Source organism: Novipirellula aureliae (assembly GCF_007860185.1).
Classification (GTDB): Bacteria; Planctomycetota; Planctomycetia; order Pirellulales; family Pirellulaceae; genus Novipirellula_A; species Novipirellula_A aureliae.
In genome coordinates this window covers 286,806-299,474 of record NZ_SJPY01000003.1, presented here as the reverse complement: position 1 = coordinate 299,474, position 12,669 = coordinate 286,806, and the positions used below count along the sequence as shown (strand labels likewise).

General features: G+C 52.8%; 13 protein-coding genes. 7 read left to right on the top strand and 6 right to left on the bottom strand.

Annotated features, from left to right (window positions below; all coding sequences use genetic code 11):
- Nucleotides 1–4: 4 nt before the first annotated feature.
- Entirely contained in the window at nucleotides 5–988 is a 984-nt protein-coding gene (locus Q31b_RS10440; RefSeq protein ID WP_231617456.1) for a Gfo/Idh/MocA family protein, read from the bottom strand.
- Between the two features lie 256 nt (nucleotides 989–1,244).
- Between Q31b_RS10440 and Q31b_RS10435 the strand changes: the two genes are divergently transcribed.
- Nucleotides 1,245–1,847: a hypothetical protein gene (locus Q31b_RS10435; RefSeq protein WP_146599630.1), complete on the top strand. Its 603-nt coding sequence runs from the start codon at nucleotides 1,245–1,247 to the stop codon at nucleotides 1,845–1,847.
- A 115-nt stretch (nucleotides 1,848–1,962) separates the two neighbouring features.
- Entirely contained in the window at nucleotides 1,963–2,295 is a 333-nt protein-coding gene (locus Q31b_RS10430; RefSeq protein WP_146599629.1) for a Uma2 family endonuclease, read from the top strand.
- Here Q31b_RS10430 and Q31b_RS10425 read toward each other — a convergent pair.
- From Q31b_RS10425 to yidD, 4 genes are all read right to left on the bottom strand, one after another.
- A complete protein-coding gene (locus tag Q31b_RS10425) occupies nucleotides 2,274–2,981 on the bottom strand; it encodes a tRNA (adenine(22)-N(1))-methyltransferase (protein WP_146599628.1) in 708 nt (235 codons plus the stop codon). The genes Q31b_RS10430 and Q31b_RS10425 overlap by 22 nt on opposite strands.
- The gene (gene lpxK, locus Q31b_RS10420) at nucleotides 2,965–4,029 is read right to left on the bottom strand and encodes a tetraacyldisaccharide 4'-kinase (RefSeq protein ID WP_146599627.1); all 1,065 of its coding nucleotides are present in this window, start codon (nucleotides 4,027–4,029) and stop codon (nucleotides 2,965–2,967) included. Before lpxK ends, Q31b_RS10425 begins: the two co-directional genes overlap by 17 nt.
- Nucleotide 4,030: 1 nt before the next feature.
- The gene (locus Q31b_RS10415; RefSeq protein ID WP_146599626.1) at nucleotides 4,031–6,505 is read right to left on the bottom strand and encodes a DEAD/DEAH box helicase; all 2,475 of its coding nucleotides are present in this window, start codon (nucleotides 6,503–6,505) and stop codon (nucleotides 4,031–4,033) included.
- Between the two features lie 103 nt (nucleotides 6,506–6,608).
- Nucleotides 6,609–6,920, bottom strand: coding sequence for a membrane protein insertion efficiency factor YidD (gene yidD / locus Q31b_RS29795; protein ID WP_146599625.1), 312 nt, complete (start codon nucleotides 6,918–6,920; stop codon nucleotides 6,609–6,611).
- 86 nt (nucleotides 6,921–7,006) lie between these two features.
- On the opposite strand from yidD, the gene nusG reads away from it, so the two are divergent.
- From nusG to rfbA, 5 genes are all read left to right on the top strand, one after another.
- A complete protein-coding gene (gene nusG, locus Q31b_RS10405; protein WP_146599624.1) occupies nucleotides 7,007–7,573 on the top strand; it encodes a transcription termination/antitermination protein NusG in 567 nt (188 codons plus the stop codon).
- A 38-nt stretch (nucleotides 7,574–7,611) separates the two neighbouring features.
- The gene (locus Q31b_RS10400) at nucleotides 7,612–8,655 is read left to right on the top strand and encodes a GDP-mannose 4,6-dehydratase (RefSeq protein WP_146599623.1); all 1,044 of its coding nucleotides are present in this window, start codon (nucleotides 7,612–7,614) and stop codon (nucleotides 8,653–8,655) included.
- A 177-nt stretch (nucleotides 8,656–8,832) separates the two neighbouring features.
- A complete protein-coding gene (locus Q31b_RS10395; protein WP_146599622.1) occupies nucleotides 8,833–10,233 on the top strand; it encodes a nucleotide sugar dehydrogenase in 1,401 nt (466 codons plus the stop codon).
- Nucleotides 10,230–11,108 (top strand): sugar nucleotide-binding protein, encoded by an 879-nt coding sequence (locus tag Q31b_RS10390; protein ID WP_146599621.1) that lies wholly within the window; start codon nucleotides 10,230–10,232, stop codon nucleotides 11,106–11,108. Before Q31b_RS10395 ends, Q31b_RS10390 begins: the two co-directional genes overlap by 4 nt.
- Before the next feature lie 48 nt (nucleotides 11,109–11,156).
- Nucleotides 11,157–12,020: a glucose-1-phosphate thymidylyltransferase RfbA gene (rfbA, locus tag Q31b_RS10385; protein ID WP_146599620.1), complete on the top strand. Its 864-nt coding sequence runs from the start codon at nucleotides 11,157–11,159 to the stop codon at nucleotides 12,018–12,020.
- 70 nt (nucleotides 12,021–12,090) lie between these two features.
- On the opposite strand, the gene Q31b_RS10380 is transcribed toward rfbA, so the two are convergent.
- On the bottom strand, nucleotides 12,091–12,339 hold the full coding sequence (locus Q31b_RS10380) for a hypothetical protein (RefSeq protein WP_146599619.1): 249 nt from the start codon (nucleotides 12,337–12,339) through the stop codon (nucleotides 12,091–12,093).
- Nucleotides 12,340–12,669: the final 330 nt, after the last annotated feature.

Genomic DNA, 12,669 nt, shown 5'->3' with positions numbered 1-12,669 from the left:
CAGCCTACAACGTCACCTTTGTTTTTTGCTCAATCGACGTTTGCATCGCTTCAATGATTTGTTGGGTGTCGAGCGCTTGTCGGTGCAGTGCAGCGAGTGGTTCGGTACCGATCAACTTGCGAATCATGCGACGTTCTTGGTGACCCTCGAACGAGTGCTGCTCAACGGAACCTGCCGCATCGTGAATCCAACATCTGGCCGGCCGGTCGTTCCAAGGACGGGTGAAATCATCACAGATCAATGACGACTCGCTGCCAGCAACTTCGAACCATTTTCGTGTTGCGGTATCGTAGCCGCACGAGAGCGTAGCGGTCAGGTTGTTCGCAAACCATAGCAGTGCTGTCAATTTTTGAGCAGCACCATCGATGACCACTTGTTCGGCAAATACCGCCTCCGGCAGCTGGCCTGCCGCGAAGCGAGCGAAGCCTCCAGCATACCAGCCCAAATCGAGTACGCAGCCACCACCGAGCGCTGGATCGAGCCGATGATCGCCCGATTGGAACGGCTGGTAAAACGATACCGATGCACTGATGTGCCCAAGTTTTCCGAACTTCTCTTCCTGGATCCAACGCGCAAACGTTTCGCTCCGCTCATGGTGCAACCAACCGGTTGCATCAAGCCATCGAACCCCGTTTTCACTGCAGGCTTGATCAATCGCCTCCGATTCGGCAAGCGACACCGTCAGCGGTTTTTCACACAGGACATGCTTTTTAGCGTTCGCTGACGCGATCGACCATTCGCCGTGCATCGAAGGCGGTAGCGAAATGTAAACGGCATCCACATCGTCTCGAGCGAGCATCTTTGCATAGCCCTCAATCCCGTTGGGAATTCCGTATTGGTCGGCGTACCAGCGAGCACGCTCCGAAGTCCGGCTGGCAATCGCAGTTACCTTTGCCCCATCGGTTGACTGTATGTCAGCCACCAAACGGCGGGTTATCCGGCCTGTGCCGATCACACCAAAACGAACCTCATCCAATATGTCACTCAATGTTTTAACCTTTAATTGTGCGTGAAAATCGGTTCCGACTGCCGATAGATGGATGATAGCCGATCAAACGCGATCACCGAAGACACTTGCCGACAAGGTAAAATGGGCAAACTGGGGAGTTTTTGGTTGAATGTCGGAACTTGTCTAGTAGACTTCGTTTGGTAACCGGTTCTTGGGAATCGATGTCCATTAACAGAATGAAAAATGCGATGAGCCAATTTCATTGCCAATAAACACTCTCTTCAGGGTTAACTCCATGCGAATTCACCGATTTTTCTCTCTTACATTTGCTTCGTTGATGGCATTGTCCGTAACGGGGTCTGTACAGGCGGACACTCCTGTTGAAGCTAAGAGCGAGGCCGTTGAAGCGGAATTGAGCTTCGATCTGGCAACGATTGTGTCAGAATTACGAGAATTCTCGGCCGACGAGTCGGTTGCTTGTGAAGAAAAAATCGCTCGTATCGATTCGGCCATCGCGAAACTGGACGAGATGCTCGATGCGAAGCCCGAAAATCAAGCAGACATTCTGGTCGTTCGCGATCAACTGCTTGAGATTCGTCGGTCACTCAAATGCAGTGCCCACCAGTTGGCGAATTGCCCCGATTGTATGGGGAGTTCGGTGATGGACCCTCCCATGATGGATATGGGAATGGTCGGCGTGGCGGAATCTGGCTTCACGCCAATGTCGAGCGGTGGCAGCAGTGGATTCATGAGTGGCGGCGGTGGCGGAGCGATTGCAGGCGGTGGACCACGATTGGGTTTACTTGCCGGCCTCGGTGCAGCGATCGCAATTCCTTTGGCCATTTCCGATGATGACGATGAGCCGGGTACGCCAGCCTCGCCATCGATGGTTCCGTAACGACAATCTTCGTCTCTTGAGATCGAGGCGTTGATTTCTAAAAAACGAAAAAGCTCATTCCGAATTTTCGGAGTGAGCTTTTTTCGTTGGGGTATGCTTTACTCTGAGTTGGAGGATGAACGATTCAGCTACAATGGATGACCAACATCCAAGTGGCGAGGGCACGTTGCTGGCGATCGAGGTGTCGGATTCAAGCTTGCGATCCGATCGAATCAAGAAAGCCGACCTGTACGCTGAAGCGGGCATCCAAGAGCACTGGGTTGTCGATGTTCAAGTTCCATGTAACCACATCCTGCGTGAGGTGGCTGCCGACGGCCATTATGGTTGGCAACGCACGGCGAACGGCGGCGATAACGTCTCACCCATCGCAAAGCCGGATGCAACCTTCAACGTCGCTGGTCTGTTTGGGGTCTGCTCGACATCACGTCACCTTGCACGATTGGGTTGACGCGGCAAATCCACGGCAGGCGAACTCGATAAAATCCGCTCGATCGCATCGAGACGTTTCTTGGCATTGCCTGCGATCGGCTTGAGCTGTTTCAGATAGGAATACTCTTCCTGTAACCCGACAACAAACTCCGTCTGCCAGCGTTCAATGAGATGCGGGCCAAATAGCAAAGCGGCTTCGAAATCGACACTTTCATAGCAAGCGTCTCGGGCTGAATCGTTTTTTTCAAAACGCAAAATCACATACCGCCAATGCCCAACGGCAATCTGCTCATCGATCAAAGCATAGCCATTTTGCATCGCCCAACGCCGCACCAAGTCGGCTCGTCGATTGGGTTGTAGGATGACAAGTTTGGGCACACGATCGGGATGGAAAGCCAGTATCTTGACCATCGATTCGCCTCCCATCCCACAAATACTCAAACTATCCGCTTCATCGACTTGTAATCCGGAAAGTCCATCAGCGAAGCGGACATCCGCTTTCATTCCACGAAGCGTTTTCGTCGAGTTCTGAAACGGGACTCTCTTGTTTTCGATGGCGATTCCATAATCGATGCGCCCAGCTGCTAGGAGTGCTTTGAGCAGATGCCCATGGTCGGATCCGATATCGACATGCGTATTTCGCTGGTTCGCCTGATGGACGATTTGTCGAGCGACGGTCTTTAGTCGATCATCTAGTCGCGGCATCTCGCCAATCCCCGCCGAGTATCGCTTCGAAAGTCTGCATTTCCGATTCAATGCGGAGCTCGATAATTAACGCAGTCACCTGAATGCCCGCGAGCCGGTCGGTACTGAGCTTGACGAGATCTTTATGGGTACAGACAACCATCGTAGCGGAATCGCCAAGTCCGCTTATCCATTGACGGATCGATTGCACGGTCTCGGGCGAGAAGCCATCGTGGTCGGGAAGGTCCATTGTATCGACGATCACGGCTCCACATTTCCGCAGCGACTCATGGAATGCCGCTGGATTTCCAATCGCCGAGACGACTGCGATTTCGGTCCCATCCAGCATCGAAAGTGGAAGTTCGCAATCGGGGTACTCAAGGAGTTTCGTGGGGCGATGCGAACTACGAATCACCGGCACCGACGGATTCACGTTTCGGATATCCCTTTCAATGTTATCGAGTGTTTGTGAATCGACGGAATCCGATCGCGTGAGGAGAACCAAGTTGGCTCGGCGTAGGCCTGTGATCGACTCACGCAGCAGACCTCGCGGCAGCAATCGGCCATAGCCAAACGGCTCCGTCGCATCGATGAGCACAACATCCAGATCGCGGTGAAGTCGGCGATGTTGAAACCCGTCGTCCATCAAGACAAGCTCGGCTTCGAGTTCTTCGACTGCAATTCGGGCCGCTTCCACTCGATCGGGATCTTGGACGTGCGGAACATCGGGAAGCCTAGCATGAAGTTCCAACGCTTCATCGTTAAAGTCGTTCTCGCCTCGTCCGTAGCCACGGCTGACAATCGCGACGCGAACTCCCTTGGCACGAAACCATTTTGCCAAGCAGCAAACCGCGGGCGTTTTTCCTGTCCCTCCCGTCGTCAGATTGCCAACGCTAACCACGGGAATACCGCAGCGGTGAATCTCTGTCTTGCCGCGGTCGAATCGTCGGTTGCGAAACGAGGTCGCGATCCCATAGAAACCACTGGCGATCGACAGGCCGCTGCGGATCAAAATAGCCAACGGATCTCTACGTTTTCCACTCATGATCGATCGAAAATCGAATGCCATGCTATGAATTCCTACGTCCTAACCCAACCAGATCGTCAACGGGAGACTTGGGGGCCGCCAACATCTCATCGGTGCTTTGCGGGTCGATTTTCCGGCAGGTTTCGGTTAACAGGTCGGCCAGATCATCAAGTGGATATTCCCAGGTTTCCACCGTGGATTCGAGCGGAGGAACGTTCGCCATCTCGTCGAGAAGTAGTATCATTCGCAAGCAGTGACGAAACAGAATTCCTTCTTCTTTTTGCAGTTTACGAGCCGTCACATACTTGTTGAAATCGCCGCCGAACTCCAATAGTTCGCCAACGATCCAAACGGGCCGAACGTTGACGTTGTGAACGCGAGGAAAGGCGTCGCGGAACAACCGTAGCAATTTTTCACCGATGGTTAGCGGCCACACCTTGGGTTCTTCGAACATCACCCGCCCAAAGCCTCGGTCGCGGACCTCTTCCTCCTCTTCGTCGCTTTTGCCGCCGAGTTCCTCCGCCGTTGCCAGGCCGGATTGTAGTAGCATCGGATCAAGCCGCGTCGTCGCCAAGGTGCCCGCAGGCATGTCTTCGTAGGATGGCATTCTTGTAAACCGGGCCACGGTTCCAGGTACTTCCAAAACGCTTTCCAGGACGGCAATCCGCTCGTTCGGATCGGCGATGGCCAATTGATCGGCGATGTAGACGCCGAACAGAGGATTGATGCTGCGAAGGTGGACCAAACGTTCCAAGCGGTCGGTTGGCCGAGCAAACTCGGGGCGATAGTCGTCGACTTCATAGCCGCGGCTTTCGATCAGTTCAGGATCTTGGTTCGTTTCTTCCTCGTCCGGCTTTTTCGCGGAATCGTCCTCACGCATTTGATCGAGCAATTCGCCGAACACGCCTGCAGTCGGCGGCGGAACTTCGGCTTGTTTTGAAACCTCTTGCTCCCTTGACTTTGGACCGACTGGTTTCGGTTGCGCGGCTCGCGGTTTGGGATCGAGTTCGATATAGCCGGCTGACCATAACGTAATCAACATTCGATTCAAGTCGCGTTGGGCTTCCTCGATCCCCTTGGGAGGCAGAAGGCGTCGCCCGACCAAATCACGGATCGGCTGGAGTGCGGGGTTTTCACCGAGCAGGTAGGCGAGCAACCGCCACGGCAACCGTCCACGACTCGACAAGTTCGCGGATGCAGCTTGTTGCAACTGCTCAAATTGGCCTGCGGTCCAGTACGATTCACCGCTACGCCGTTTGGGCATTTTCTTTTTGAGTTGCTTTTTCGCCTTCAGCAACCCTGGGTCTTTCGTGTCTTCAGGGATCGAGTCAAATTTTTCTCGCCAACGATTGATCTTCACATCGTCTTCGTGAGCGAGTGAAAAAACGTAACCACGATCATCAAATTGGGGACGGCCGGCGCGACCAAAAATCTGCTGAGCCGATGCCGCATCGACAAGTTTTTTCTTGTCACGTGGACCTTTGAGCAAACTCGGCAATACCACGCTTCGTGCTGGCAAATTGATTCCCGCAGCCAGCGTTTCGGTACAGACACAAAAGCTAAGCAACTTGCGCTGGAAAAGTTCTTCGACGATTCGGCGGTAACGCGGCAGCACGCCCGCGTGGTGGACCCCGACGCCGCGCATTAAAATCGCCTTTAACTTCGGTCCCGCCCCTTCGCTCATGTCGGCATCGTTCAAATAATCAGCCAGTTCTGCTTGCCGATGTTTATCGATGAGCTTTTTGCCTTTCAGCAGTTCGGCAGTGGTCCAACACTGCGATCGGCTAAAGCAAAACAGTAATGCGGGCGTCCGCCGTGAGACTTCGTCGCCCGCCGCGATCTTTTCCGCAAAGTCGGCCAAAATATCGTCTTCGATCCACTCGTATTGTAGCGGCACTTTACGTTCCGTCCCAACCACTAACTGCAGCCGACGGTTGTGGGCTCGATACAACCAAGACGTAAATTCGACCGCGTTGCCGACGGTCGCACTCAGTAGCATGGTGCGGATGTGGGCGGGCAACATACCGAGTGTCAATTCCCAAACAATCCCGCGTTCAGGATCGTTGAAACAATGAAACTCATCCATCACGACCGAAGAGACATCGGCGAAGTCAAAGTTCTCAGGATTCAATAATCGATTGAGCAGGATTTCGGCGACAACGACCAACACCGGAGCATCGGGGTTGACGCGGCGATTTCCGGTAACCAAACCGACTTGGTCGGCGGGGAATCCCCATCGCACGGCTGACTCACGAAGCTCGTCGAGCTTTTGATCGGTCAATGCGATCAGAGGGGTCGTGTAATACATCCTCTTGCCCGTCCGCAACGCTTCGTAGACAGCGGCTTCGGCAATCAGCGTTTTGCCGGTTCCCGTTGGAGCACACACGAGTACCCCTTGTTCGTTGGTGAAAAAAGCCAACAATGCTTCTTCTTGAACCGGGTAAGGCTGAAAAGGGATCCGCTCAAAGTACTCGGATGCCAATGTATCGCGGTCAGGTATTTCGTTCGATTGCGTCATAGTGCCAATGTTGTAACACTCGTGGACGAGTTGGTCGACTTCGTCTCACCGTCGGGGCTTAGCAATTTCCGAAAAGCAGGGAGTCCCAACATCAGGTGTCCTGTCATGGCGGGTCGTACCCGCCTGGGTGGAAGGGATGGCATCGCAACAGACGCCGAGTCGCTCGGTAACCGCCACGCAAGATGCCGTACCGTTCGATGGCCTCCTTGGCATATTGGCTGCATGTCGGCGTGAATCGGCAACTTGGGCCCAACATGGGACTAATCGCGGTTTGATAGAAGCGAATCATTGCCACAACCAGCGCGATAGCAAAGCGGTGAATGATCCAGCGGGGCTTCGCCTCGGCGGTATTGCTGGTTTTTTGAGCCTCTTGGTCCACTTTGTCTCGATCTTCGCAGTTGTCGGTGCCGATCATCCTATTTTACTTTATGGTTAGGGGCGTCATAATCTTTAATGGTGCGAGCTGTTAGCTAAATTCCCGAGAAAATCAGAGCCAATTGGATGCCTATTTTACCACCCGAAGGGGATTGTTTGCCCCTCGACTTGCTCGATCGCGAGGAGGTTTCGTCGCAACGGTGGTGGTTGATGTATACCAAATCGCGGCAGGAAAAGATGTTGATGCGACATCTTCGCAAGCACGGCGTTTGGCATTATGGGCCTCAAATCCCCGACCGTAAACGGTCGCCCTCCGGTCGCGTTCGAACGACTTTTTCGATGCTGTTTTCCAGCTACGTGTTCGTTTGTTGCCAACACGACCAGGACGATGAAGCACGTTATCAATCGATTTGCAGCGGTTGTGTCATCAAGGCAGCCGAGATTACGGAAGTGGATAAACTGGTAGCGGACTTGCGTCAAATTCGCGATCTCGTGGCGATGGGCGTCCCGCTGACGATCGAAAGCCGCTTAACATCAGGCCAAAATGTTCGGATTCGTAGTGGTGCTTTTAATGGCTATGAGGGCACGGTGCTCCGCCGCGAGAATGAAACACGACTGCTTGTCGCGGTGCGGTTTATGGAGCAAGGTGTGAGCGTCAAACTTGATGATTGCCAACTCGAGTTGATCGTCTAGTCCCTCGTCTAGTCCCTCGAAGAGTCATTTGAAAAACGATGGAATCGAAGCAGTTTCCAAACGAATCGACACGGAATAAATCGGCCCTGATCACCGGGATTACCGGGCAAGATGGTTCGTATTTAGCCGAATTGCTGCTCGAAAAAGGCTATACGGTTCACGGGTTGGTACGCCGCAATAGCAGTACCGTCCGCACGCGTTTGGATCACTTGTACCACAACGCTGAAATCTACAACCGTCGGATGTTTTTGCACTATGCGGACTTGGATGATATCACCACGATTCGCCGCATTCTGACTCGCTCAAAACCGGACGAAGTCTACCATTTGGCGGGCCAGAGCCATGTGGGGGCAAGTTTCGAGATCCCTGAAACGACCTGCCAATTCACGGCGATGGGAACGTTAAAACTGCTTGAAATTCTGCGTGACCTGGAAAAACGCCCCCGTATGCTACACATCAGCAGTAGCGAGATCTTCGGGCGTCCTGATGATTCACCGCAAAACGAATTGACGCCGATGCGGCCAGTCACCCCGTATGGCATCGCCAAAGCCTTCGCGACTCAGATGGTAACGCTCTACCGCGAATCGTTCGAACTGTTTGCCTGCAACGCGATTTGTTACAACCACGAATCGCCAAGGCGAGGTGAATCGTTCGTGACGCGAAAGATCACCAAGGCGGCAGCGGCAATCTCACTGGGAATCCAAGACCATTTGACGCTTGGATCGATCGAGACCCAGCGGGACTGGGGATATGCAGCGGATTACGTCGAGGGCATGTGGCGGATGTTACAACAGGATTCCGCAGATGATTACATCTTGGCAACCGGGGAAAGTCATCGAGTGGAAGATTTTTTGGCCGCCTCGTTTGAGGCCGTCAAACTCGATTGGCGTGACTATTTGCGTCAGGACAAAGCGTTCATGCGGCCTTCGGAAGTCAGTCGATTGGTTGGAAACGCAGACAAAGCGAGGGAAAAATTGGGCTGGACGGCAACGACACGGTTGCCTGAGTTGGCTCGTCGAATGGTAGAGCACGATTTAAGTCGGCTAACGTCAAAACCCAATGAAAACGAAAGATTCTTATAGCCCGATAACCACTTTCGCTTTACAAATCGATGCACTGGATTACCTTCGTAGCCTAGGCTTCCAGCCTGGGGCCACATTCCTGGGGCCACATTCCTGGAGGCACATTGCCCCGAGGCTGGAAACCCAGGCGACGCGATCCATCACTCACATTCAAAATTAAAGAAAAACGGACGATTCATGAAGATTTGCTGTATCGGAGCGGGTTATGTTGGCGGACCGACGATGGCGATGATTGCCAAGCAGTGCCCCGATATCCCGGTGCATGTGGTTGATTTGAACCAGGCCCGAATTGACGCTTGGAACTCGGACGAATTGCCGATCTACGAGCCTGGCCTCGACGAAGTCGTCAAAGAGGCTCGAGGTCGAAACTTGACCTTTTCAACCGATGTCGACAAAGCGATAGCCGAAGCCGACATGATCTTTATTGCCGTCAATACGCCGACAAAGACGTTTGGGGTCGGAGCGGGACGAGCTGCGAACTTGGAGTTTATTGAGAAGTGTGCTCGGCGAATCGCCGAGGTGGCCCAAGGACACAAAATCGTCGTCGAAAAATCGACGTTGCCAGTTCGTACGGCCGAAGCGGTGAAGAGAATCCTTAGCTCCGCGAATCAGGGGGCGACTTTTGACGTGCTCAGTAATCCCGAGTTTTTGGCAGAAGGAACCGCCATCGAGGATCTGCTGAACCCTGACCGAGTGCTGATTGGTGGCGAATCGGAAGCCGCGATCGAAGCCTTGTCGGACGTCTACGCTCGCTGGGTTCCCAAAACACAAATACTGAAAACGAATCTTTGGAGCAGCGAACTGTCGAAATTGACGGCTAACGCATTTTTGGCTCAGCGGGTTTCGAGCATCAATGCCATTTCGGCACTCTGTGAGGCTACCGAGGCGGATGTCGATGAAGTCGCTCGAGCGATTGGCATGGACTCACGCATTGGACCCAAGTTTTTGAAAGCGTCGGTCGGTTTCGGAGGAAGCTGTTTCCAAAAAGATATTCTCAACTTGGTCTATCTGTGCGAACACTTTGGACTTCGTGAGGTCGCTGCATATTGGGAGCAAGTGGTTATCATGAATGACTACCAAAAACGTCGCTTCGCCGAGGGCATTTGTCGCACGATGTTCAGCACCGTCAGCGACAAAAAAATTGCCATTTGGGGTTTCGCTTTTAAGAAGGACACCAACGACACTCGCGAAAGCGCTGCGATTTACGTATGCCGCGATCTACTTCGCGAACGAGCTCGCTTGGCGATCTACGATCCCCAGGTCCCCGAAGACAAAATGCGATTCGATTTGCTCGCCGCAATGGGCGACTTGTCAGGCACGGTAAGTGACATCGATCGTAAGTTGGTCGAAAACAATGTGACGGTTGTCCACTCCGCCGAGGCGGCTGCGGAGGAAGCGCACGCGATTGCCGTTTTGACAGAATGGGACGAGTTTAAATCGCTCGATTTCAAGAAGATCATCGAAACAATGAAAGCACCGGCTTTTGTCTTTGATGGACGCAACGTCCTCAACCGTGCTATGCTAGATGAGGTTGGTTTTGAAACGATTGGAATAGGAAAGAGTGGTATCGGGGGATGATAGTCTTACTTGGGAGTAGCGGGTATGTGGGCAGCGAATTCGCACGCTACTTCGAAACCAATGGAATTGATTTCCAGGGCGTTTCGAGAACCCAGGTCGATTACACCAACCGTGACACGTTGATTCGCTATCTGCGAGATTTGAAGCCTGATTTTTTGATCAATGCAGCGGGCTACACGGGCAAACCAAATGTGGATGCCTGCGAGTTTTTTAAAGCCGATTGTTTGGCGGGCAATGCGGTTCTTCCAGGCATAATTCGCGAAGCTTGTGAAGCGACCGCGACGACATGGGGACACGTTTCATCGGGCTGTATCTACTCCGGTTCACGCAAGGACGGCAGCGGTTTTCGGGAAACCGACCCGCCCAATTTCTGCTTTCGGTCTGGCGATTGCAGCTTTTATAGCGGCTCCAAAGCACTCGGCGAAGAAGTTCTTGCGGGGGCCTCCAATTGTTACATCTGGCGACTTCGCATTCCGTTCGACCATCGTGATTCGCCAAGAAATTATCTCAGCAAGTTGATGCGATACAATCAATTACTCGATGCGACCAATTCGATATCGCACTTAGGCGAGTTTGCGAATGCCGCCTATCAATGCTGGGAAAAGCGAGTGGAACCAGGGATTTATCACATCACCAACCCTGGCAGCGTGACGACTCGCCAAGTGGTTGAATTGATCAAACGAATACGGCATCTTGACAAGACGTTTCGATATTTCGAAGACGAAGATCATTTCATGCGCGCCGCCGCTAAGACACCACGTTCGAATTGTGTTCTCGATAGCAGCAAAATACTGGCGACCGGAATCAAACTCACGCCGGTAGCCGATGCGATTGAAAGTTCGCTTCGTGCTTGGCTGCCTGACACCGAATTTTAGTCACCTCGTCACGGATAGACCCGAATAACTTCCGAGGAACGATCGATCATGAAGGGAATAATTTTGGCAGGTGGTTCGGGAAGTCGGTTGCATCCGATCACCCGTGCGGTCAGTAAGCAGTTGATACCGATCTATGACAAGCCGATGGTTTACTACCCGCTTTCGACGCTGATGCTAGCGGGCATACGAGAGGTTTTGCTAATCTCGACGCCTCAGGATGTGCCCGCTTTCAAGCGGTTGCTCGGCGATGGATCGCAATGGGGAATCCGTCTGGAATATGCTGCGCAGCCAAAGCCAGAAGGACTTGCCCAGGCGTTTCTCATTGGTGCGGATTTTGTTGCCGACGATCGTGTCGCATTGGTGCTTGGAGATAATATTTTTTATGGTCAAGGGTTTCGAAAAACGCTGTCTCTCGCTGCTGAGAAAAAAACGGGCGCGACCGTGTTCGGCTATCGTGTGACCGATCCCGAGCGTTACGGCGTGGTCGAGTTTGACCGTGACGGGCGAGTGATTTCAATCGAAGAGAAACCTACGCATCCCAAGTCGTTTTATGCGATTCCCGGTTTGTATTTCTATGACAACACGGTTATCAGCATTGCGCAGCAACTAAAGCCTTCCGCACGTGGTGAATTGGAAATTTCCGATGTCAATCGAGCGTATTTGCAGCGAGGTGATTTGACAGTCGAGTTGTTTTCTCGAGGCTTTGCTTGGCTTGATACCGGAACGAAAGATTCGCTGCTCGATGCCTGTAATTTTGTCGCTGCGGTCGAGAAACGCCAAGGCCTGAAGATCGCCTGCTTGGAAGAAATCGCCTATCTGAACAAGTTCATCGACAAAGAGCAATTGCTTACACTCGCAGCGGAATACCAAAATGATTATCGAAATTACCTGGAAACGGTAGCCCGATCCTGAGCGCAGACTGCGCTCAATAATGCGTTCATCGACATCTGGACTTTTGAAGCGGGCGGCCGAATGATCGACACTAATCATAACGGTGTGACAGAAACCATAACCTGGCATATCGACGACTCGCTTTCCAACATTGGCTTTCAGCGGCCAATGGAGTGTTTGGGTTCAGCGTGACCAACGGCAAGGTGATGTTTCGCCACTTGCCCTCTTCGCCTTTGTGAAGCATGATCGCAGACATTTGACCAATCCGAACAGGCTCGCGGCTAGGTACTTCATAAGAACGTCCGTCGTTCATGCGAATCGATACTGGTCCTGTTTCCACAATCGCTTCAAGTTCCTCAGGGGCCAGTTTGGTGATCCTGGAATGTGAGGCTTGTCGTGCGTCAAGGTCTCGTCCACTACGACCAACCCTAATTTTTGAGATGGACGCAGCACCAATCACTTCTCATCCATGATGACCTAGTTGGTAAGGGAATCAAACATCATGAAAAGCGACGGTAAAACGGACCACCAACCGACAATGCGGACCCGCCTCGCTCTGTGTGCCGTTCCATCTTGGACTGCTCTTGCTCATCATTCTGTCTAATTTGAGCGGTAGCTGTCTGCTGGCGAAGGGAAACGCTTCACGGGAAACAAAGTACAGTTCCACTAT

What these genes read in the sequence shown, in the direction of transcription:
- Q31b_RS10435 (WP_146599630.1), top strand. Translation starts at nt 1,245, where the DNA reads ATGCGAATTCACCGATTTTTCTCTCTTACATTTGCTTCGTTGATGGCA.
- Q31b_RS10430 (WP_146599629.1), top strand. Translation starts at nt 1,963, where the DNA reads ATGAACGATTCAGCTACAATGGATGACCAACATCCAAGTGGCGAGGGC.
- Q31b_RS10425 (WP_146599628.1), bottom strand. Translation starts at nt 2,981, where the DNA reads ATGCCGCGACTAGATGATCGACTAAAGACCGTCGCTCGACAAATCGTC.
- lpxK (WP_146599627.1), bottom strand. Translation starts at nt 4,029, where the DNA reads ATGGCATTCGATTTTCGATCGATCATGAGTGGAAAACGTAGAGATCCG.
- Q31b_RS10415 (WP_146599626.1), bottom strand. Translation starts at nt 6,505, where the DNA reads ATGACGCAATCGAACGAAATACCTGACCGCGATACATTGGCATCCGAG.
- yidD (WP_146599625.1), bottom strand. Translation starts at nt 6,920, where the DNA reads ATGATCGGCACCGACAACTGCGAAGATCGAGACAAAGTGGACCAAGAG.
- nusG (WP_146599624.1), top strand. Translation starts at nt 7,007, where the DNA reads ATGCCTATTTTACCACCCGAAGGGGATTGTTTGCCCCTCGACTTGCTC.
- Q31b_RS10400 (WP_146599623.1), top strand. Translation starts at nt 7,612, where the DNA reads ATGGAATCGAAGCAGTTTCCAAACGAATCGACACGGAATAAATCGGCC.
- Q31b_RS10395 (WP_146599622.1), top strand. Translation starts at nt 8,833, where the DNA reads ATGAAGATTTGCTGTATCGGAGCGGGTTATGTTGGCGGACCGACGATG.
- Q31b_RS10390 (WP_146599621.1), top strand. Translation starts at nt 10,230, where the DNA reads ATGATAGTCTTACTTGGGAGTAGCGGGTATGTGGGCAGCGAATTCGCA.
- rfbA (WP_146599620.1), top strand. Translation starts at nt 11,157, where the DNA reads ATGAAGGGAATAATTTTGGCAGGTGGTTCGGGAAGTCGGTTGCATCCG.